Origin of the sequence: Amycolatopsis sp. NPDC051758 (genome assembly GCF_044453095.1) — a bacterium.
In the GTDB taxonomy this organism is placed as follows: Bacteria; Actinomycetota; Actinomycetes; order Mycobacteriales; family Pseudonocardiaceae; genus Amycolatopsis.
Genome location: NZ_JBITCJ010000007.1, coordinates 483,642 through 501,591, shown reverse-complemented (window position 1 = coordinate 501,591; position 17,950 = coordinate 483,642). Strand labels below are relative to the sequence as shown.

At 68.8% G+C, this 17,950-nt stretch carries 20 protein-coding genes and 1 tRNA gene; 8 read left to right on the top strand and 13 right to left on the bottom strand.

Annotated features, from left to right (window positions below; all coding sequences use genetic code 11):
• Position 1: 1 nt before the first annotated feature.
• Genes ACIA5G_RS32675 through ACIA5G_RS32665 form a run of 3 tightly spaced genes read left to right on the top strand, consistent with a single transcriptional unit; the run spans position 2 to position 3,044 of the window.
• The gene (locus ACIA5G_RS32675; protein WP_395930181.1) at positions 2-1,273 is read left to right on the top strand and encodes an extracellular solute-binding protein; all 1,272 of its coding nucleotides are present in this window, start codon (positions 2-4) and stop codon (positions 1,271-1,273) included.
• Complete coding sequence (locus tag ACIA5G_RS32670) at positions 1,255-2,226, top strand: carbohydrate ABC transporter permease (RefSeq protein WP_395930179.1); 972 nt, start codon at positions 1,255-1,257, stop codon at positions 2,224-2,226. Before ACIA5G_RS32675 ends, ACIA5G_RS32670 begins: the two co-directional genes overlap by 19 nt.
• Entirely contained in the window at positions 2,223-3,044 is an 822-nt protein-coding gene (locus ACIA5G_RS32665; RefSeq protein WP_395930177.1) for a carbohydrate ABC transporter permease, read from the top strand. Before ACIA5G_RS32670 ends, ACIA5G_RS32665 begins: the two co-directional genes overlap by 4 nt.
• A 460-nt stretch (positions 3,045-3,504) precedes the next feature.
• On the opposite strand, the gene ACIA5G_RS32660 is transcribed toward ACIA5G_RS32665, so the two are convergent.
• On the bottom strand, positions 3,505-5,142 hold the full coding sequence (locus tag ACIA5G_RS32660; RefSeq protein ID WP_395930175.1) for an ABC-F family ATP-binding cassette domain-containing protein: 1,638 nt from the start codon (positions 5,140-5,142) through the stop codon (positions 3,505-3,507).
• Positions 5,143-5,288: 146 nt separating this feature from the next.
• Here ACIA5G_RS32660 and ACIA5G_RS32655 point away from each other — a divergent pair, with 146 nt between their 5' ends.
• The 5 genes from ACIA5G_RS32655 (at position 5,289) to ACIA5G_RS32635 (ending at position 10,934) form a co-directional block, all read left to right on the top strand.
• A complete protein-coding gene (locus ACIA5G_RS32655) occupies positions 5,289-6,200 on the top strand; it encodes a PaaX family transcriptional regulator C-terminal domain-containing protein (RefSeq protein WP_395930173.1) in 912 nt (303 codons plus the stop codon).
• 2 nt (positions 6,201-6,202) lie between these two features.
• Positions 6,203-6,982: an enoyl-CoA hydratase/isomerase family protein gene (locus ACIA5G_RS32650; RefSeq protein ID WP_395930171.1), complete on the top strand. Its 780-nt coding sequence runs from the start codon at positions 6,203-6,205 to the stop codon at positions 6,980-6,982.
• Between the two features lie 147 nt (positions 6,983-7,129).
• Entirely contained in the window at positions 7,130-9,385 is a 2,256-nt protein-coding gene (locus ACIA5G_RS32645) for a glycosyl hydrolase family 18 protein (protein ID WP_395930169.1), read from the top strand.
• Positions 9,386-9,570: 185 nt separating this feature from the next.
• Complete coding sequence (locus ACIA5G_RS32640) at positions 9,571-10,743, top strand: alginate lyase family protein (protein WP_395930167.1); 1,173 nt, start codon at positions 9,571-9,573, stop codon at positions 10,741-10,743.
• A gap of 117 nt (positions 10,744-10,860) precedes the next feature.
• A tRNA-Pro gene (locus ACIA5G_RS32635) sits at positions 10,861-10,934 on the top strand.
• A 116-nt stretch (positions 10,935-11,050) separates the two neighbouring features.
• On the opposite strand, the gene ACIA5G_RS32630 is transcribed toward ACIA5G_RS32635, so the two are convergent.
• The 12 genes from ACIA5G_RS32630 to ACIA5G_RS32575 form a co-directional block, all read right to left on the bottom strand.
• Positions 11,051-12,256 (bottom strand): tyrosine-type recombinase/integrase, encoded by a 1,206-nt coding sequence (locus ACIA5G_RS32630; protein ID WP_395930165.1) that lies wholly within the window; start codon positions 12,254-12,256, stop codon positions 11,051-11,053.
• A complete protein-coding gene (locus ACIA5G_RS32625; protein WP_395930163.1) occupies positions 12,256-12,432 on the bottom strand; it encodes a helix-turn-helix transcriptional regulator in 177 nt (58 codons plus the stop codon). The genes ACIA5G_RS32630 and ACIA5G_RS32625 overlap by 1 nt, the downstream gene beginning before the upstream one ends.
• Positions 12,425-13,774 (bottom strand): replication initiator, encoded by a 1,350-nt coding sequence (locus tag ACIA5G_RS32620; RefSeq protein ID WP_395930161.1) that lies wholly within the window; start codon positions 13,772-13,774, stop codon positions 12,425-12,427. Before ACIA5G_RS32620 ends, ACIA5G_RS32625 begins: the two co-directional genes overlap by 8 nt.
• 103 nt (positions 13,775-13,877) lie before the next feature.
• On the bottom strand, positions 13,878-14,096 hold the full coding sequence (locus ACIA5G_RS32615; protein ID WP_395930158.1) for a hypothetical protein: 219 nt from the start codon (positions 14,094-14,096) through the stop codon (positions 13,878-13,880).
• Between the two features lie 21 nt (positions 14,097-14,117).
• Positions 14,118-14,795 (bottom strand): DUF2637 domain-containing protein, encoded by a 678-nt coding sequence (locus ACIA5G_RS32610; protein WP_395930156.1) that lies wholly within the window; start codon positions 14,793-14,795, stop codon positions 14,118-14,120.
• Between the two features lie 22 nt (positions 14,796-14,817).
• On the bottom strand, positions 14,818-15,039 hold the full coding sequence (locus tag ACIA5G_RS32605; protein WP_395930154.1) for a hypothetical protein: 222 nt from the start codon (positions 15,037-15,039) through the stop codon (positions 14,818-14,820).
• Complete coding sequence (locus ACIA5G_RS32600; RefSeq protein WP_395930152.1) at positions 15,036-15,461, bottom strand: hypothetical protein; 426 nt, start codon at positions 15,459-15,461, stop codon at positions 15,036-15,038. The genes ACIA5G_RS32605 and ACIA5G_RS32600 overlap by 4 nt, the downstream gene beginning before the upstream one ends.
• Positions 15,458-15,679 carry a hypothetical protein gene (locus ACIA5G_RS32595; RefSeq protein ID WP_395930150.1) on the bottom strand — a complete coding sequence of 74 codons (222 nt, stop codon included), beginning with the start codon at positions 15,677-15,679 and terminating at the stop codon, positions 15,458-15,460. Before ACIA5G_RS32595 ends, ACIA5G_RS32600 begins: the two co-directional genes overlap by 4 nt.
• Positions 15,680-15,681: 2 nt before the next feature.
• Positions 15,682-16,035: a hypothetical protein gene (locus tag ACIA5G_RS32590; RefSeq protein ID WP_395930148.1), complete on the bottom strand. Its 354-nt coding sequence runs from the start codon at positions 16,033-16,035 to the stop codon at positions 15,682-15,684.
• Positions 16,035-17,402, bottom strand: coding sequence for an FtsK/SpoIIIE domain-containing protein (locus ACIA5G_RS32585; RefSeq protein WP_395930146.1), 1,368 nt, complete (start codon positions 17,400-17,402; stop codon positions 16,035-16,037). The genes ACIA5G_RS32590 and ACIA5G_RS32585 overlap by 1 nt, the downstream gene beginning before the upstream one ends.
• 100 nt (positions 17,403-17,502) lie before the next feature.
• Complete coding sequence (locus ACIA5G_RS32580; protein WP_395930144.1) at positions 17,503-17,685, bottom strand: hypothetical protein; 183 nt, start codon at positions 17,683-17,685, stop codon at positions 17,503-17,505.
• Position 17,686: 1 nt separating this feature from the next.
• Entirely contained in the window at positions 17,687-17,950 is a 264-nt protein-coding gene (locus ACIA5G_RS32575) for a hypothetical protein (RefSeq protein ID WP_395930142.1), read from the bottom strand.

Here is a 17,950-nt window from a genome sequence, read left to right as displayed (position 1 = left end):
GATGAGAAGGTCCTTGGCGCTGGGCGCGGCGGCGATCCTGGCGGTGAGCGCGTGCTCGGTCGGCTCGAACACCGGCAGCGGCGGCGGCGCGGAGATCACCTTCCTGACGTTCGAAACCCCTAACCTCACCCCCGCCTACTGGGACGCCGCGATCAAGCGCGTCACCGACAAGAACCCGGGCACCAAGGTCAAGAAGCTCGTCGCCCCGACCGCCGACGGGCGGACGTCGTACGCGAAGCAGCTGCTGCAGTCCGGCCAGTTCCCTGACGTGATGATCGCCGTCGACTCGGCGGGCTTCGCCGAGGCGGGCAACCTGTACGCGTGGACACCCGAGGAACTCAAGGACTTTCAGTTCCCCGAAGCCAATCCGGTCCACGGCAAGTACTACCAGTTGCCGGCCAACACCCAGACCATCCCGCCGGTCTACTACAACAAGAAGATGTTCGCCGACGCGGGCATCACCACGACCCCGAAGACCTGGGCCGAGCTCGAAGCCGACGCCGGAAAGCTCAAGGACAAGGGCTTCGCGCCGTTCACCATCGGCGGCGGCAAGGACGGCTTTCCCTCGTCGATGATCCTCTCCGGCCTGGTCAGCACCGAGGTGTACGGCGCGGTGCCGGACTGGCTGACCCAGCGCCGCCAGGACAAGGTGAAGTTCACCGATCCGGCGTTCCAGAAAGCGTTCGCCAAGCTGGCCGACCTCGCCGCGAAGGGGTACGTGGACAAGACCAGCGTGTCCCGCGACTACGCGGCGACCGAGCAGGCGTTCCTCGACGGCAAGAGCGCGATGTACCCGATGGGCAACTGGTTCGCCGCCAACGCCGACACGAAGAAGCACGATTTCGAGGTCGGCGTGTTCAACTTCCCGTCCGAGGACGGAAAACTCGTCGTCCCCGCCTACACCGGCGGCGGCATGATCGTGAACGCCAAGGCCGCGAACCTCGACGCCGCCAAGAAGTTCGCCCTCGGCTTCCAGCTCGACAAGGACCAGCTCGACGCGTCGGTCAAGGCCGACGGCCTGTTCCCCGCGATCAAGGGATACACCCCACCGGCGGGTGTCGGCCCGGTCTTCAAGGCCGGTTACGACCTCTACACCCAAGCCGTGCAACAGAACGCCGTGGTGCACGCCTTCCGCTGGGAGACCGCCGACGACGGGCTGCTGCCCGGCATGAAGGACAAGGTCGACCAGGCCGCCCAGGACGTCATCACCGGCCGCAAGTCCGTGGCCGACGCGTGCGCGTTCCTGGACACCGAGTGGGCGAAGGCGGGCTGACGACCTTGGCCGCCGTCGTCGCCCCGCCCGCTCCCCCGAAGACCCGCCGGGCACCCGCCCGCGGCAGGCGGCGCAAACCGGTCCTGCCGCGGGTGTGGCACTTCGTGTCGTTCGGCGCGCCGGGCGTGCTCGTCTACCTGTTTTTCGTGCTGGCCCCGATCCTGATCAGCTTCGGGTACAGCCTCACCAACTACAACCCGTTCAACCCGCCGGTGAAGTTCGTCGGTCTCGACAACTACACGCTGCTCTTCACCGACGAGCAGTTCCTCACCGCGCTGAAGGTGACCACGATCCTGACGCTCGTCGTGGTGATCGTCCCGAACGTCCTGGGTCTGGGCGTGGCTCTGCTGCTGGATCGGAAAGGCTGGCTGTACAACGCTTTGCGCAGCGTTTTCTTCACGCCGGTGATCCTCAGTTCAGTCGTCGTTTCGATCGTGTGGTCCCGGCTGCTCGACGACCAGGGGCCGCTCAACAGCGCGTTGCGCGCGCTGGGTGTCGAGCACCCGCCCGGCTGGCTGTCCGATCCGGACCTCGCGCTGTACTCCCTCGCGTCGATCGTGTGCTGGCAGATGCTCGGGTTCTGCGTCGTGGTCTACCTCGCCGGGCTGCAGGGCGTGCCGGCGGAGCTGCTGGAAGCCGCCGAGATCGACGGCGCCGGCCCGGTGCGCCGCTTCCGCGCGGTGACGTGGCCGCTGCTCGCGCCGTCACTGACGATCACCACGGTCGTGCTGCTGATCTCGGCGTTCAAGACCTACGACTACGTCAAGGTGATCACCAACGGCGGCCCGGGATCCGGCGCGACCGCGACGATCGCGTTCGACGTGCTGCAGACCGGGTTCGACTCGAACCACGTCGGTTACGCGTCCGCGATGGCCGTGCTGATGCTGGTGATCGTCGCGCTCGTGACGACGGTCGTGCTCAACTTCCTCCGCCGCCGGGAGGTGGACCTGTGACGCGTTCCTGGGTCCGGCCCACGGCCGCGCTCGTCGTCGGCGCGGTGTTCTTCGTGCCGCTGTACCTGGTGCTGGCCAACGTCTTCAAGCAGGGTGACCGGATCGCCGCGGCACCGGCGTCCCTCCCCGTGCCGCCGACGCTGGCGAACATCCACGCGGTGCTGACCCGGCCGGACGGGCTGTTCTGGGTCAGCCTGACCAACAGCGTCGTGGTCACGGTGCTGTCGATCCTGGTGCTGACGGTCCTCTCGGCGATGCTCGGGCACTACCTCGCGCGTTCGGGCAAGCGGTGGACGAAGGTCCTGACGCTGGTGCTGCTGGCCGGGCTGATGATCCCGCCGCAGGTCATCCTCATCCCGATCACCGACGTCCTGCGCGTCACGCACCTGATGGCGACGCTGCAGGGGCTGATCCTGTTCAACGTCGGGTACTACGTGCCGTTCGGGGTGTTCGTGTTCACCGGCTTCATCCGCGGTGTGCCGGTGGAGCTGGAGGAGGCGGCCCTGCTCGACGGCGCGAGCCGCCTGCAGGTGTTCTGGCGAGTAGTGTTCCCGCTGCTACGACCGGCGACGGCGTCGGTGCTGATCTTCCTCGGCGTGTGGATCTGGAACGACTTCATCGACCCGCTGATCATCCTCGGCCCGAGCCAGGGCACCACGATCACCACCGGCATCTACCGCTCGATCGGCCAGTACCAGGCCGACCTGGGCAGCGTGTTCGCGCTGATGTTCCTGGCCACGCTGCCGGTGCTGATCTTCTACCTGGCACTGCAGAAGCAGTTCGTCAAGGGCCTGACCGGCGGAGCGACGAAGGGTTGAGCGGTGCTTTCATGCGAGAGCACTGCTCACCCCGCTTTGCGCCGCGGTGCTCACATCCGAGAGCACCGCTCACTCGCAGCCTCGCGCCGTGCTCAGAAGCGAGAGCACCGCTCCCCTTCAGCCGCGCGGCCCGCAGAGCAGCACCTATCCTTCGAGAGCACCGCTCACCCCTACCCGCGAGCACCGTTCAGAACCGAGAGCACTGCTTCCAAGCAGCTTCCGCAAGGCGCGCCGAACCGAGAGCACCGCTCACTCGCAGCCCCGCGCCGTGCTCAGAAGCGAGAGCACCGCTCCCCTTCGCCCGCGCGGCCCGCAGAGCAGCACCCATCTTCGAGAGCACTGCTCACCCCAAGCCGCGAGCACCGTTCAGAACCGAGAGCACTGCTCCCGAACCGTTTCCGCAAGGCGCTCCGAACCGACAGCACTGCTCACTCGCCGCACGACCGAAGCAAACAGGCCGTCACAGCTCGCGAACCTTCCCACCGTCAACTTCCAACCGGCGGGTGACATGCACGGCATCCAGCATCCGCCGATCGTGCGTCACCAGCAGAAGCGTCCCCGGATACTCGTCCAGCGCCGCCTCGAGCTGCTCGATGGCCGGCAGGTCCAGGTGGTTGGTCGGCTCGTCCAGCACCAGCAGGTTGACCCCGCGCGCCTGCAGCAGCGCCAGCGCCGCCCGCGTGCGCTCCCCCGGCGACAGCGTCGCCGCGGACCGCAGCACGTGCGCCGCCTTGAGCCCGAACTTGGCCAGCAGCGTCCGGACCTCGGCGTCGGGCAGCTCCGGCACCTCACGGGCGAACGCCGAAGCGAGCGGGACGTCGCCGAGGAACAACTGCCGGGCCTGGTCGACCTCGCCGACCACGACCCCGGGGCCGAGGGCGGCGTTGCCTTCGTCGACGGCGACCCGGCCGAGCATCGCGGCCAGGAGCGTCGACTTGCCGGAACCGTTGGCACCGGTGATGGCGACCTTGTCCGCCCAGTCGATCTGCAGGTCGACCGGCCCGAGCGTGAACCCGCCGCGGCGGACGACCGCGCCGCGCAGGGTCGCGACCACCGCGCCCGCCCGCGGGGCCGCGGCGATCTCCATCCGCAGCTCCCACTCCTTGCGCGGCTCCTCGACGACCTCCAGCCGTTCGATCATCCGGTCGGTCTGGCGCGCCTTCGACGCCTGCTTCTCGGTGGCCTCGGTGCGGAACTTGCGGGCGGACTTGTCGTTGTCGGGCTGCTTCCGGCGGGCGTTCTTGACACCCTTCTCCATCCACGCCCGCTGCATCCGCCCTCGCGACTCCAGCGCGGACCTCGTCCCGGCGTACTCCTCGTAGTCCTCACGCGCGTGCCGCCGCGCGACCTCGCGTTCCTCGAGGTAGGCCTCGTACCCACCGCCGTAGACGTTCACCTGCTGCTGTGCGAGGTCCAGCTCGACAACCCGGTCGACGGTGCGGGCGAGGAACTCGCGGTCGTGGCTGACCAGCACGGTCGCCGCCCGCAGCCCGGACACGAACCGCTCCAGCCGGGCGAGCCCGTCGAGGTCGAGGTCGTTGGTCGGCTCGTCGAGCAGGAAGACGTCGTAGCGGCTCAGCAGCAGCGACGCGAGCCCGGCGCGCGCGGCCTGGCCGCCCGACAGCGACGTCATCAGCTGATCCAGGTCGACGGCCAGGCCGAGGTCGGCCGCCACCTCCGCAGCGCGCTCGTCGAGGTCCGCGCCACCGAGGGCGAGCCACCGGTCGAGTGCGGCGGCGTACTGGTCGTCCGCACCGGCTTCGCCCGCGGTCAGCGCTTCGGTTGCGTCGTCGAGCTCCGCCTGGGCCACCGACACGCCGGTGCGCCGCGCCAGGAACGCCCGCACGGACTCGCCTTCCCGCCGCTCCGGCTCCTGCGGCAGGTGCCCGACGGTGGCGGTCGGCGGGTTCAGCCGGATCTCCCCGCCGTCCGGTTTGGCGAGCCCGGCGAGGGTCCGCAGCAGCGTCGATTTGCCGGCGCCGTTGACCCCGACCAGGCCGACGACGTCGCCGGGCGCGACCACGAGGTCGAGCCCGGAGAAGAGGGTGCGGTCACCGTGGCCCGCGGCCAGGTCCTTCGCGACGAGAGTTGCGCTCATGAGGTAGCCGAGTCTACGGCCACGTGGTGAACTGTCAGATCAAGGTCAAAGCCACCGACTGTGTGTGTCCGGTGGCGCTTTGATCACTCAGTGTGGGTAACCTGTTCGGTTGTCGATACCCCCGCGCAGTGAGGTCGGTGAACAGCATGGGCGAATCCGCTCCCCCGGTCACCCTCGGCCGCAGGCCGAAACCGAGGGAAGGCCGCCCGTCCGCGCCACGCCCGCAGGTGAGCCGGCGCCGCGAGGTCAGCCACGCGAGCGCACGGTCGCTGCTGATGACGGTGCTCGGCGAGTACGCGCTGCCGCGTGACACGCCGGTCTGGACGTCGATGCTCGTCGAGGTGCTGGGCATCCTCGACATCGAGGAGAAGTCGGCGCGGCAGGCCCTCGCCCGGTCCGCGGCCGAAGGCTGGGTGGTCTCCGAGCGCGTCGGGCGCCGCGTGCGCTGGTCGCTGACGCCGCCGGGCCGGCGCCTGCTGACCGAAGGCGCCGACCGGATCTACGCGTTCGGCCGCGAGGAGCGCAGCTGGGACGGGCGCTGGCTGATGCTGATCGTCTCCGTGCCGGAGGCCAAGCGCGACCTGCGGCACCGGCTGCGCACCCGGCTGACCTGGGCGGGCTTCGGCTCGCCGGTGGCCGGCGTGTGGGTCAGCCCGGACCTGAGCCGCCAGCGGGAGGCCCAGCAGATCGTCAACGATCTCGGCCTCGAAGCCCAGGCGATGTCGTTCACCTCGGCCTACGGCGAGATCGGCGAGCAGGAGTCCATGGTCGCCCGGTCCTGGGACCTGACCGAGCTGAAGGACCGCTACGAGGACTTCATCGACCGGTTCACCGGCCTGCACCCCACCGGCGGCCGGGCGGTGCTGCGCGCCCAGACCGAGCTGGTGCACGAGTGGCGGCGGTTCCCGTTCCTCGACCCGCAGCTGCCCGCCGAGCTCCTCCCGGCGAAGTGGAGCGGCACAAAAGCGGGCGAACTGTTCCATCACAAACACGTCGACTGGCGCCCCGAGGCCCAGCAGTATTGGGACGACATCGTCGAAGCCGAAGAAGCAGGGTGAACATGACTGAGCAGGTCCGCCTCGATCGTGACGGCGGGCTCGCCGTCCTGACCGTCGACGCTCCGCCGTTGAACCTGTACACGGCTTCGCTGCAGGATTCGCTTTCCTCGGCGATCGGCTCACTCGAGGAGTCCCCCGCGCGGGCGCTGCTCGTCCGCGCCGAGGGCAAGATCGTCAGTGGCGGCGTGGACGTCTCGCTGTTCGACGCGCAGAACTCGCCGGCCGAGGCGAAGGTGCTGTTCGACGCGATGCTGGCGGTGCCGGACCGGATCGCGGCGCTGCCCTTCCCGACCGTGTTCGCGGCGCACGGCCTGTGCCTGACCTGGGCGTTCGAGGTCGCCGTGGCCTGCGACATCATCCTGGCCGCGCCGCGGGCGAAGTTCGGGCTCGTCGAGAAGGTCGTCGGCCTGACGCCGACCATGGGCGGCACCCAGCGGCTCGCGTCGCGGGCGGGTATCGGCCGGGCGAAGGAGTTCGTCATGACCGGCGACACCTACGACGCCGCGACGCTCGAACGCTGGAACGTCGTCAACCGCATCCTGCCGGACGAAGACTTCGACGCCGCGGCCCGGGCGTTCGCCCAGCGGCTCGCCGACGGCCCGACCCGCGCCCACGCCGCGACCAAGCGCGTGCTCGACCACTTCTCCGCCGGTGGCATCCCGGAGGCGAACGCGAACATCACTTCGATCGCCGCCGAGCTCTTCGAGACCGAAGACCTCCGCAACGCCGTGAAGTCGTTCCTCGCGGACGGGCCCGGGAAGGCGACCTTCGCGGGGCGCTGAACCGCCGTTCGGACAACGGTTTCCGCCGTTCGGGCGCGGGCCCGGGCTACTTGATCGATGTGGTCTGGACCGGTTGTCTCCCACCGGGCTACCTTCGGACATGGTCTAGACCACGTCCGTCTGTTTCGTGCCGCTTGGAGAACCGCCATGAGACGCACTCCCGCACGACTACGCTCCGCGCTCGCCGCCGTACTGATCGCAGTCGGCGGCGTCGCGGCGCTCGCACCACCTGCCGCCGCAGCCGGTTCGCTGACCGCCACCCTGGCGATGAGCGGCACCACCGGCACCTACACCGTCGCCAACACCGGCACCGCGTCGGTGAGCAACTGGGCGATCACCTTCAGCCTGCCCGCCGGCGTCACCGCCACCACCGGCGAAAACGGCACGGTGACCCAGAACGGCACCCAGGTCACCCTCACGCCGGCGTACTACATCGCGACGCTGGCGCCGGGCCGCAACACCTACCCGTACAGCCCGACCTTCCGGCTCAGCGCGGCAGCGACGCCGGCGCAGTGCCGCGTCGACAACGCCAACTGCGACGGTTCCCCGGACACTCCACCGAGCGCGCCGGCGAACCTGCGCCTGGTCGCGAAGACGACCAAGACCGTCGCCCTGGCCTGGAACACCTCCACCGCCGGCTCGCTGCCGGTGACCGGCTACGACGTCTACCAGGGCACGACGCTGGCCGCGTCGGTGACCGGGACCAGCGCCACGATCAGCGGGCTGACGCCGAGCACGGCGTACTCGTTCACGGTGAAGGCCAAGGACTCCAAGGGCACCACGTCATCGGCGAGCGCCGCGCTGGCCGTCACCACGAACAACCCGGCCGACGACACGCAGGCGCCCACCGCACCCGGTGGTCTCCGCTCGACGGCGGCCGACGCGACCTCGGTGTCGCTCACGTGGACCGCGTCCACCGACAACACCGGCGTCGTCAGCTACGACGTCTACCGCGGGTCGGCGCTGGCCACCACGGTGACCACGAACAGCGCCGTCGTGACCGGGCTGGCACCGTCCACTTCGTACACCTTCACGGTGCGCGCCCGTGACGGCTACGACAACGTTTCCGCGCCGAGTGCCGCCGTCACCGCGAAGACCGGTGACATCGTTTCGGGCTACGCGAAGGTCGGTTACTTCGTGCAGTGGGGCATCTACGGCCGTCAGTACTTCGTGAAGAACCTCGAGACGAGCGGCGCGGCGTCGAAGCTGACGCACCTGCTCTACGCGTTCGAGAACATCGACCCGGTGAACCTCACGTGCCTGTCCGGGGTCACGAAGGGCACCACGGCGAACCCGCAGGACCCGAACCAGGGTGACGGCGCCGGCGACGCCGAGGCCGACTACTCGCGGCCGTTCTCCGCGGCGCAGTCCGTCGACGGTGTGGCCGACACGGGCTGGGAGGCGTTGCGCGGCAACTTCAACCAGCTGAAGAAGCTCAAGGCGAAGCACCCGAACCTGAAGGTGCTCGTTTCCCTGGGCGGCTGGACGTATTCGAAGTACTTCTCGGACGTCGCGGCCACGGACGCGTCGCGCAAGAAGTTCGTCTCGTCGTGCGTCGACACGTGGATCAAGGGCAACATCGCGGCCTACGGCGGCGCGGGCGGCCCGGGCACCGCGGCGGGGATCTTCGACGGCATCGACATCGACTGGGAGTGGCCCGGCAGCGCCGACGGCCACCCGGGCAACCACTGGAGCCCGAACGACAAGAACAACCTGACCGCGCTGATGGCCGAGTTCCGCACGCAGCTCGACGCGTACGGCGCGACCACCGGCAAGCGCTACCAGCTGCAGGCGTTCACCCCGGCGGACCCGGCCAAGGTGGCTTCGGGCTGGGACCTGTCGAAGATCTTCAGCTACCTCGACGTCGCGAACGTGCAGGGGTACGACTTCCACGGCTCCGGCAGCGACAACTCGTGGGAGCCGAACCGCACCGGCCACCAGGGCAACCTGTACGCCGACGCGGACGACCCGTACAACTTCCACTTCAGCGCGGAAGCCGCGATCAACGCGTACACGGACGCGGGTGTCGACCCACGGCGGCTCACGCTCGGCCTGGCCTTCTACGGCCGCGGCTGGCAAGGCGTCGCCGCGGGCGGCAAGAACGGCGAGTGGCAGTCGGCAACCGGCGCGGCGCCGGGCCAGTTCGCCGAGGAAGCGGGCACCCGCGGGTATTCGAACCTCATCGCGAGTGTCCCGAACTGCACGGTGTACCACGACACGGCAGCCGTCGCGACGTCGTGCTACACGGGCAACGGCGGCCAGTGGTGGACGTTCGACGACGCGTGGTCGATCGGGTTGAAGACCACCTGGCTGAAGTCCCGCGGCCTGCTCGGCGTGATGGCGTGGGAGATGTCGGGTGACACCGGGACGTTGATGAACGCGGTCAGCGCGGGTCTCGGCTAACGGTACGGCTATTCAGCCCGCTGAACGGAAAACGCCTTCCGTTCAGCGGGCTGAACATTTTGTTCGTTCTTTCCTTCACGACACGAAGAAAGGCGGCTTCTCGTCTTGACTGACGGTGGTCTGGACCATAAAACTGGGCGCAGCGCGCTGGTGACCCACCTCACACCGTCGTCCGGAGGAGAGCCATGTCCCGCTTGAGAAAAGTCTGCACGCTCGCCGCCCTGGTCCCGCTCGCCCTGGGCTTGATCAGCACACCCGCGCCCGCCGCGCCGGCGACGTTCACCCACCCCGGGGTCCTGGTCAGCCGTCCGCAGCTGGACTTCGTCAAGGCGCAGGTGAACGCCGGCGCCCAGCCGTGGAAAGCCGCTTACGACCAGGCCAAAGCGAGTGCGTACGCATCGCTTTCGCGAACCCCCAAGCCGCGTTCGGTCGTCGAATGCGGCTCGTACTCGAACCCGAACTACGGCTGCACGGACGAGCGCGAAGACGCGATCGCGGCGTACACGGACGCCCTGATCTGGTACATCTCGGGCGACGCGAGGTACGCACAGAAGGCAATAGCGCTGATGGACGCGTGGTCGGCGACGATCACCAACCACACCAACAGCAACGCCCCGCTCCAGACGGGCTGGGCCGGATCGTCCTGGCCCCGCGCGGCGGAGATCATCAAGTACACGTACACGAGCTGGCCGAACTCCGGCCGCTTCGGCACGATGCTGCGCAACGTGTACCTGAACAAAATCATCAACGGCAGCAACAGCAACGGCAACTGGGAACTGTCCATGATGGAGGCCGCGGTAGGCATCTCGGTGTTCCTCGAGGACAAGACGAACTTCGACAAGGCGGTTACGCGCTACCGCAATCGCGTCGCGGCCTACGTGTACATCGCCTCGGACGGTTCTTTGCCGAAGACGGTCCCCGGCAGCGGCCTGTCGACGCGCGACCAGATCGTCGGCTACTGGCAGGGCCAGGGAACGTTCGTGGACGGCCTCACCCAGGAAACCTGCCGCGACTTCACCCACACGGGCTACGGCATCGCCGCGATCGCGGACGTGGCGGAGACGCTCCGCATCCAGGGCCAGGACGTCTACGGCACGGACGTGGGTGAGCGCCTGCGCCAGGCCCTGGGCTTCCAGTCGAAGTACCAGCTGGGCACAGCGGTGCCATCGTGGCTCTGCGGCGGCAAGCTGAACCTCGGCCTCGGCCCGGTGACGGAGGTCGGCTTCAACGCCCTCCACGGCCGCCTGGGCATCGCCATGGCGAACACGCAGACGCTCACGGAGCGCCAGCGTCCGGCGGGCTCGAACAACCTGTTCGTCGCGTGGCAGACACTGACCCACGCGGGCAACTCGGCTTGATCTTGGGTGCTGGTCCGCCTGACCTGTTTCCGCAGGTCAGGCGGATCGGGGGCCCTGGTTGCGGGCCGGGTTGGCGGGCACGCTAAAGTACTTTCACGCACTCAGCGAGTGCGGGTCCGGGCTGTGGCGCAGTTTGGTAGCGCACTTGACTGGGGGTCAAGGGGTCGCAGGTTCGAATCCTGTCAGCCCGACGGACAGGCCATCTCTACGCAGGTAGAGGTGGCCTTTTTCATGTCCATGGTCCGCCCGGGACGGCAAGAACCCAGGGGCATGCCACATACATGTCACACAGCCCCGGGGTCCCGGATCAAGCGGCCATCCCTGCCAGCGCGGCGGTACGCCGGGCGTCGAGCACGTCGGCCACCTCGTCGAGGCGGTCCGGGAACAGGTGCCCGTAGATGTTGAGCGTCATCGCGGCGTCGGAGTGCCCGAGCATCTGCTGAATGACCTTCACGTCAGCGCCGGCCGCGATCGCGAGGGACGCGGCGGTGTGTCGCAGCTTGTGCGGCGTCAGCCCGGCGACCTTGAGCTCGGCAGCTACCACCGCCGGATTGAACTCCCGGGTCCGCCAGTTATGCGAGCGAAGCGAGCCACCTCTCGCGGTGGTGAAGACGAGCGTGTCGTCCGGCCGGCCACCGATCACCCGGCGCAGCTCCGGAACCAGTGACGCCGGGATGGAGACCGTCCGCCGCTTGCCGTTCTTGGGCAGGCCCTCGTGCTGCACTCCCCCGACCTCGAAGAACGTCGACACCACGCGGATGCGTCGCTTCGCGAGGTCCACACGTCCAACTCGTAGCGCGGCAGCTTCACCCCACCGGAGGCCCGTGTACGCGAGGAGCAGGATCAGCGCCTTGTTCGCCTCAGCCGAAGCTGTCGGCCGGTCGTACTTCGTCCGCAGCTTCCCGGACGCCTCCGCCAGCATTTCGACCTGTTCGTACGTCAGGTACACGTGCTCGGCCTCCGGCCGAATCGGCAGCGTCACCCCGCGAGCCGGGTTACTCAAGATCCGGGTCGGGACGCACCATTCCAGCACCATCGCGAGTACTCGGTAGGCGTGGCGAGCCTGGGACGGCCCCAACCCGCTACCGCCGTCGCTCTTCGACCGGATCAGCTCGGCTACCCACAGCGCGATGTCCTCGCGCCCGACGGCGGTCAACGGCAAGTCGCCCCACCGAACCAACACGTGGTTGTCGAGCAGGCCCCGGTACTTCCACCACGTCGACTTCTTGAGGTCGTGTCGCGTGGTGAGCCACTTCTCCGCCATCGCCCCCACCGTCACCTTGGCGTGGTCTGGGTCGATGTAGGTGCCGGCCGCCAGAGACGCGGTCAGCTCGGCTTGCCGCTCCTCCGCTTTGGCCTTGTTCGGCGCGACCTCCGAGCGAAGCTTGCCCGCGCGGTCGTAGTAGCGGACGAGCCACCGGGCCGGCGGGGTGCGCCCCCTCGTCTTGGCCGCCTTAACCGAGTCTGCGAACCCCTTGGTCTTGCTGCGGTCATAGACCCACACGCGCGCCATCAGCAGGCCGCCTGTCCGTCGATCCAGGCGTCGACGTCACCCGGGCGGTAGCGGACGTACTTCCCGACGCGGAACCCGGCCGGGCCTTTGCCGGTCTTGCGCCACTGGTAGAGCGTGTTCACAGGGACCTGGAGGTAGGTGGACAGGTCTTCGATGCTGAGTAGACGGTCATTCATGGCGGTGTTCCTTGCTGTATTTGTGTTTGCGGTCGTCTTGGATGCGTTCGGCGATGCCGGCGGCCAGTTCACGTTCGGCGTCGTCGCGGTAGCCGGCTCCGTCGAAGCGCCAGTCGTTGACCACGGCGATCGAGTCGGCGCGGTCGTCGAGGCCGAGGCGTTTGAGCGTCTCGGCGAGCCGGAAGGCCCGGCGGTCACCGCGGATGGCTTTGAACGTCGTGGAGTACGCCATCGACTTGGTGAGGAAGTGGCCCCGGAAGGCCAGCATGTGCGCCCACCGGCGGAGCTTCAGATCCTCGTACGCCGACAGCTCCCCGAGGTCCCACGCGGTTTGGATGATGCGCCGGTGATGCGCGGTCACCGTCAGATGGTCAATGTCCAATTGGGACCGGATCGGGCGGTCGGCGGCTTCGCTCTTGCCGGTGCCCTTGGTGGCGTACTTGGCGATGTAGGCGGCGAGCCGGGCTTCGGAGATCTGGCCGTTGTCGTCTTCGAGTTCGGCGGACCCGGCCGGCTCGATCCGGCGGACGTCGACCTGCGTGCCCCAGGCCAGCCACAGCTCGGTGCCGTCCGGGTACGGGACGCGCACACGCACGGCCCCAGCAGCGGCGTAGACGGCGTCTTCGAGCAGGTCCGGTGTCGCCCACCCGGGAGCCGGTGACGTCGCGCCCTCGGGGCCGTCCAGGCGCACCACGGCGTGGAAGTGCACGAGCCCGCGCCGCTGGTATTCGGCGACCTTCCCGTAGGACAGCCGCGCCTGCTCGGCGAACTCGCGGGCCTTCAGGCCGGCGCGGCGGGCGATCTCCCGGCGCAGCCGCGTCGTGAAGCGCTGCCACAGCACGCCGGCGTGAGCCTGCCAGAGCACCGAGCCGACGTAGTCGTAGGTCTCGGGGTCCAGCGGTCCGCCGATGCGGGTGTCGTCGTCGTGGTGGTACTCCCCGCAGCCGCACGGCCGGCGTTTCCCGTTGCGGGTGACGTGGGCGGTGTGGACGGGTCCGAAGGACGGGGCGGTGAGGGTGACGAACGCGCGCGGCCGGTCGTTGACGGACTCGGGGATGCCCTTGTGGCCACCGACGAGGCCGGCGCGGATGAGGTGGAAGGCGTCGGCGGCGTAGCGGTCGGAGCAGGCCGGGCAGACTCCGGATCGGCGGTTGCCGCAGGGGGCGAAGATGTCGCCGCCGTGGTGGTGCAGGACGCGGCCGGTGGTGGCGTCCTGAAGCTGGTGGGCCCCGGAGAGCCGGATCGGGCGGGCGCAGCCGTTGACCGCGCGGACCTTGTTGCGCCAGTCCTGGTAGTCCCGGGCGCGCACACGGGCGGCGAGACGGTCGTCCAACGTCAGCATGTCGGAGCCTTTCGGTGGGCGGGCATGAAAACGGCGCGGGAGCCGGCCGGAGTGGTGACCGAGCTCCCGCGCCGTCGGCGGGGGCGCGTTGCGGAGAGACGGGTTACGTCGAGAGGGACAGGTCGTAGGCAGCGTGGGCCACCCGCCGCATCTCTTGCCCCTCGTCTTCGTAGATGCAGGCCAGGTCGCCCGCCACTTCGGACAGGCGGCGCAGCGCTTCGCGGTCGCGTCCGCCGGTCTCCTTCATCACTTTCGCGTTGAGGTCGTCGTACTCTTCGTGGAGGCGGGTGAGTTTTTCCAGCAGTGTCTGTGATTTCTCCATGGCGCGGTCCTTTCGGGACGGTCAGGTGGTGGTGAGGTCGTGCAGGATCTGGGCGGCCATCGGTTCGGGGATGCGCACGACGCGGCGGATCTCCTCGATGGTCAGCTCGCGCCCTTCGTTGCGGGCGGTCTGGGCGACGGTGTTGATTCGGCTGGTCAGCTCGGCGGGTAGCTTGAGCCGGGGCCGGGCCGGGGCGGCCACGGTGGCCGGTGCCGGTGGTGCGACTAGGTCGGTCCGCGATGCAGTCACGTTGACTGCCTCGGGAGTCGGAGCAGCCTCGGGGGTCGCTGGGGTCTCAGGGGCCGGGGTGCGGCGCATGAGGAGCTTGACGACCACGAGGAACCCGAGTGCCGGCATCGCGGCGACGAGCCAGCCGGCCGGGGTGGGTTCGGCGAGCGCGACTTGAGCGGCCATCTGCACCCCGAACCCGGCCACGAGCACCACCATGGGAAAGGTGAGCTTGCGTGTCCCGCCGGCGCGGTGGTCGCGCTGGATCTCGAACCCGGCGACGATGACGATGCCCTCGATCACCACGGCGTCGGCCCAGGCGATCCAACCGAGCTGTCCGTGATGGATGGCCCAGTCGTGAGTGTGGGTGAACCCGGCTGCCGCGCCGATGCTGCCCAGGACCACGGCGACCAGGACACGCACGATGTCCACCAGCCGACGAGCCTTGTTCGCACTGTCCGCAGTGGACATGATGAGTCTCCTTTCGGAACGGTTAGCGCTTCGGGAACATCGCCCCGTCGAGGGCGAGGCCGGCGAGTCGCCGGAACTCAGCGGCCTCTTCCTCGTGGATGGTGGCGATCTCGTCGGCCAGTTCGGACAGTCGTAGGAACGTCGAGTGCCCTTGGTCGGTCGCCTCTTCGCCTTTGACGCAGGTGTCGAGGAACTCCTCCTGGAGATCGCGGAGCTTCCGCATGTTCGCGTTCGTGTCGGTCACGAGGTGCCTCCAAGAGGTGTGAGGTTGGACCAGCGCTGGAGCATGTCCCGGCCGCGTCGGGTCAACCGCAGTGGCAGCACGGGTTTGCGGACGACGCCGTGTAGGCAGGAGATCGTTTCGCGGGCTGGGCTGCGTTCGATGTAGCCGATGGACATCAGGTGCATGACGATGTCGTCGTCCTGGGCGGCCCGGCAGTGGCCCTCGCCGTCGAGGACCATCACGCGGTCGGTGTCGTCCAGCAGCCCGAATCGGCCGTCGTGGACTTCCGCGAGCACGTCCTTGGCGACGAGCGGGTTGCCGGGCGTCCCGAGTGTCTTACGGCGTCCTCGGGCCGGTGGGCAGGCGCGGCCGGGAGCCGGTGGCGGCGCAGGGGTGGGGGTGCCGAATAGGCCGAGCTGTCCGGGATCGGTGCGGCGGGTCATCGGATGCGCTCGCGTCCGATGTCGCCGAACTCGCGGTTGCGGAACTCGGTGACTCCGAGCACCATCCCGAGCCCGACGAGGGCGAACACCGCCGCGACGATCCAGAACAGCACGGACCAGCCCTGTGCGAGGTAGATCAGCCAGAGTGCGAGCGCGGCCGGAACACCGTACTTGGCGTAGAGCCAGGCTCGCCACACGTAGAAACCGAGACGCCACATGGTCAGTCCTCCCTTTCTGGGCGGTGGTTCGGGCAGAAGACGAGCTGCTCGGAGGTGCACATCCAGCCGGGCTCCGGGGCCAGGTACTGCACGACGCCTTGCCAGTCGGAGAAGCACCACTCGTCCCGGTCCGGGAACTCGCCGCAGACCACGCAGCGGGTGTAGTAGGCGGTGTCGTACTCCACGATCCGGGCACCGAAATCACCCGGCAGCGGCACGTGCACGAGCGCTCGTTGGGCGTCCGGCAGGTACCGGTACAGCCGCTGGTTGGTTTGCTCGGGCCAGCCCCGTCGGTCCCGCACGAGCACTTCGTAGTGCGGCGCGTGCACGACCGCCGGGAAAACGACCGCGGTCATCAGGCCACCACCGTGAGCCCGGCCATCGGGCGGCCAGAGCGGATGAACGCGATCAGCTCGTCGATCTCGCGGTCGTCGACGTAGGCGGCGCGGACGCGCTGCGGGACGCGGGTGCGCTGCCGGATCACGAACCCGATGCCAGCGGTGTCCGGAACGTTCGGGATCTCGTCGGCCAGTGCGCCCCGCAGCCGAGCGCCGTCTCCCAGGACCATGTCCACATGCGACTGCGCCGTGACCCGCAGACATACCCGGGTTGGGAACAGCTCCCGGACCGGGACGACGTCCTTGGTCGGCTCCTGCACCAGCGCGCGCATGAAGTGCCCGGTGGCGCGGCCCTGAGAGCCGACGATCGCGAGCTGCTTCCGCAGGTTCCGGGCGATCGCGCCGTCGCCGTAGGCCAGCAGCGCGCCGATCTCGTCGATGATCAGCAGGTTCAGTGGGGTCTCGCGGGAGACCTCGATCTTGCGGCGGCCGGTGGCGGCGAAGGACTGCTGCACACTGCGCAGGTCCGCGATGTACTCCTCCACCAGGTCCGCGCAGGTCTCCTCGGTGTCGGCGTAGCGGTAGGCCACGTCCGCGTCACCGAACTTGCGGAACTCGAGCTGCTTGGGGTCGCAGATCCACAGCCGGACCAGCCCGTCCCGGATCAGCGGAGCCAGCGCGCGCAGCTCGGACAGGATGATCGAGTTCTTGCCCGCTCCGGTCGCGCCGGCCACGAACAGGTGCGTCCGGGTCCGCAGTCGCCAGTCCGTGCCGTACTCGGTGTCGCCGACGTAGATGTCGTCCAGGTCGACCGCGTGGGACTCCTCGGGCATCTCCGGGGCCGGGATGGTCTCGGTGAACGGCTCCGACCGTTCGATGACCAGCGCGACGTAGCCGGGCTTCGGGTGCTCGAACGCGATCCGCTGCACCTTCAGCGTGTCGGCAAGTCGCTCGAGGTTCTCCTCGATCGAGCGGCGCCCCTGCCCCCGAGCCAGCGCCAGCGTGACCACGTCCACCGACGGGGAGTAGGACCGCAGCCGGGTGATCCGCGGGAACAAGTCCTCGCCGGTCTTGCGGTCGGTGACGTACATGTCGCACGCCCGCAGCGCCCGTATGAACCGCGGTCCGAAGTAGGCCGACCAGCGGCGACGCCAGGCCCGCAGCCGGGGAGCCGCGTAGTGGTCGAAGGTGTCCGGGTGCGCGCGGTACCAGCACGTCAGCGCGCCGGCCGTGCCGCCGGTGATGCCGCCGGTGACGCTCCAGCCCAGCTCGATCCCGGAGGCGAGGACGCCGGCCGGTGCCACGGTGGCGGTGGGGTGGCGAAACAGCCACTTCAGCGCGCGGAATTCGGTCCCGGCCTTGCGGGACGACTTGGGGGTGTTCATGGTTGGTGGTCCTCTCGAACAGCACGAGACCGGCCCCGCGTCCCGTGATGGGAGGTGGCGGGGCCGGTCTCGTGCGCAACGGATCATGTGTGGTTGTGGTTCAGGACGTGATCGCCGTGCGGGCGTCGGTCAGCTCGGTGGCCAGCGTGCCCATCGAGCGGGCCATGCGGTCGTGCGCGGCCTTGAAGCCGTTCTTGTGCAACGGCATTCCGCGCATCGACTCTTTGACCTGGGTGAGCGTCGTGGCGAGGTCTTCAACGACCCGGTCGACCTGGTGTGCCATGTCAGAACCTCCAGTCTCGGGAGATCAGCTCGGCTTCGTGCTTCTTGCCGAGCACGCGCAGCCGGTCGAGGTCGTCGAACGCCTTGGTGCGCATCGACCTCAGTTCGTCCTGGGTCGCGATGGTCCAGGACTCGCCCGGCGCGGCGTCGTCGTAGCGGTCGATCAGCTTGTCGACCTCGGCGAGGACCTCGGCGGTCAGGTCGAGAGTGTTCACGAACGTGGCGTAGCGCTCCTGTGCCCGCCGGTTGAATGCCTTGATCTGCAT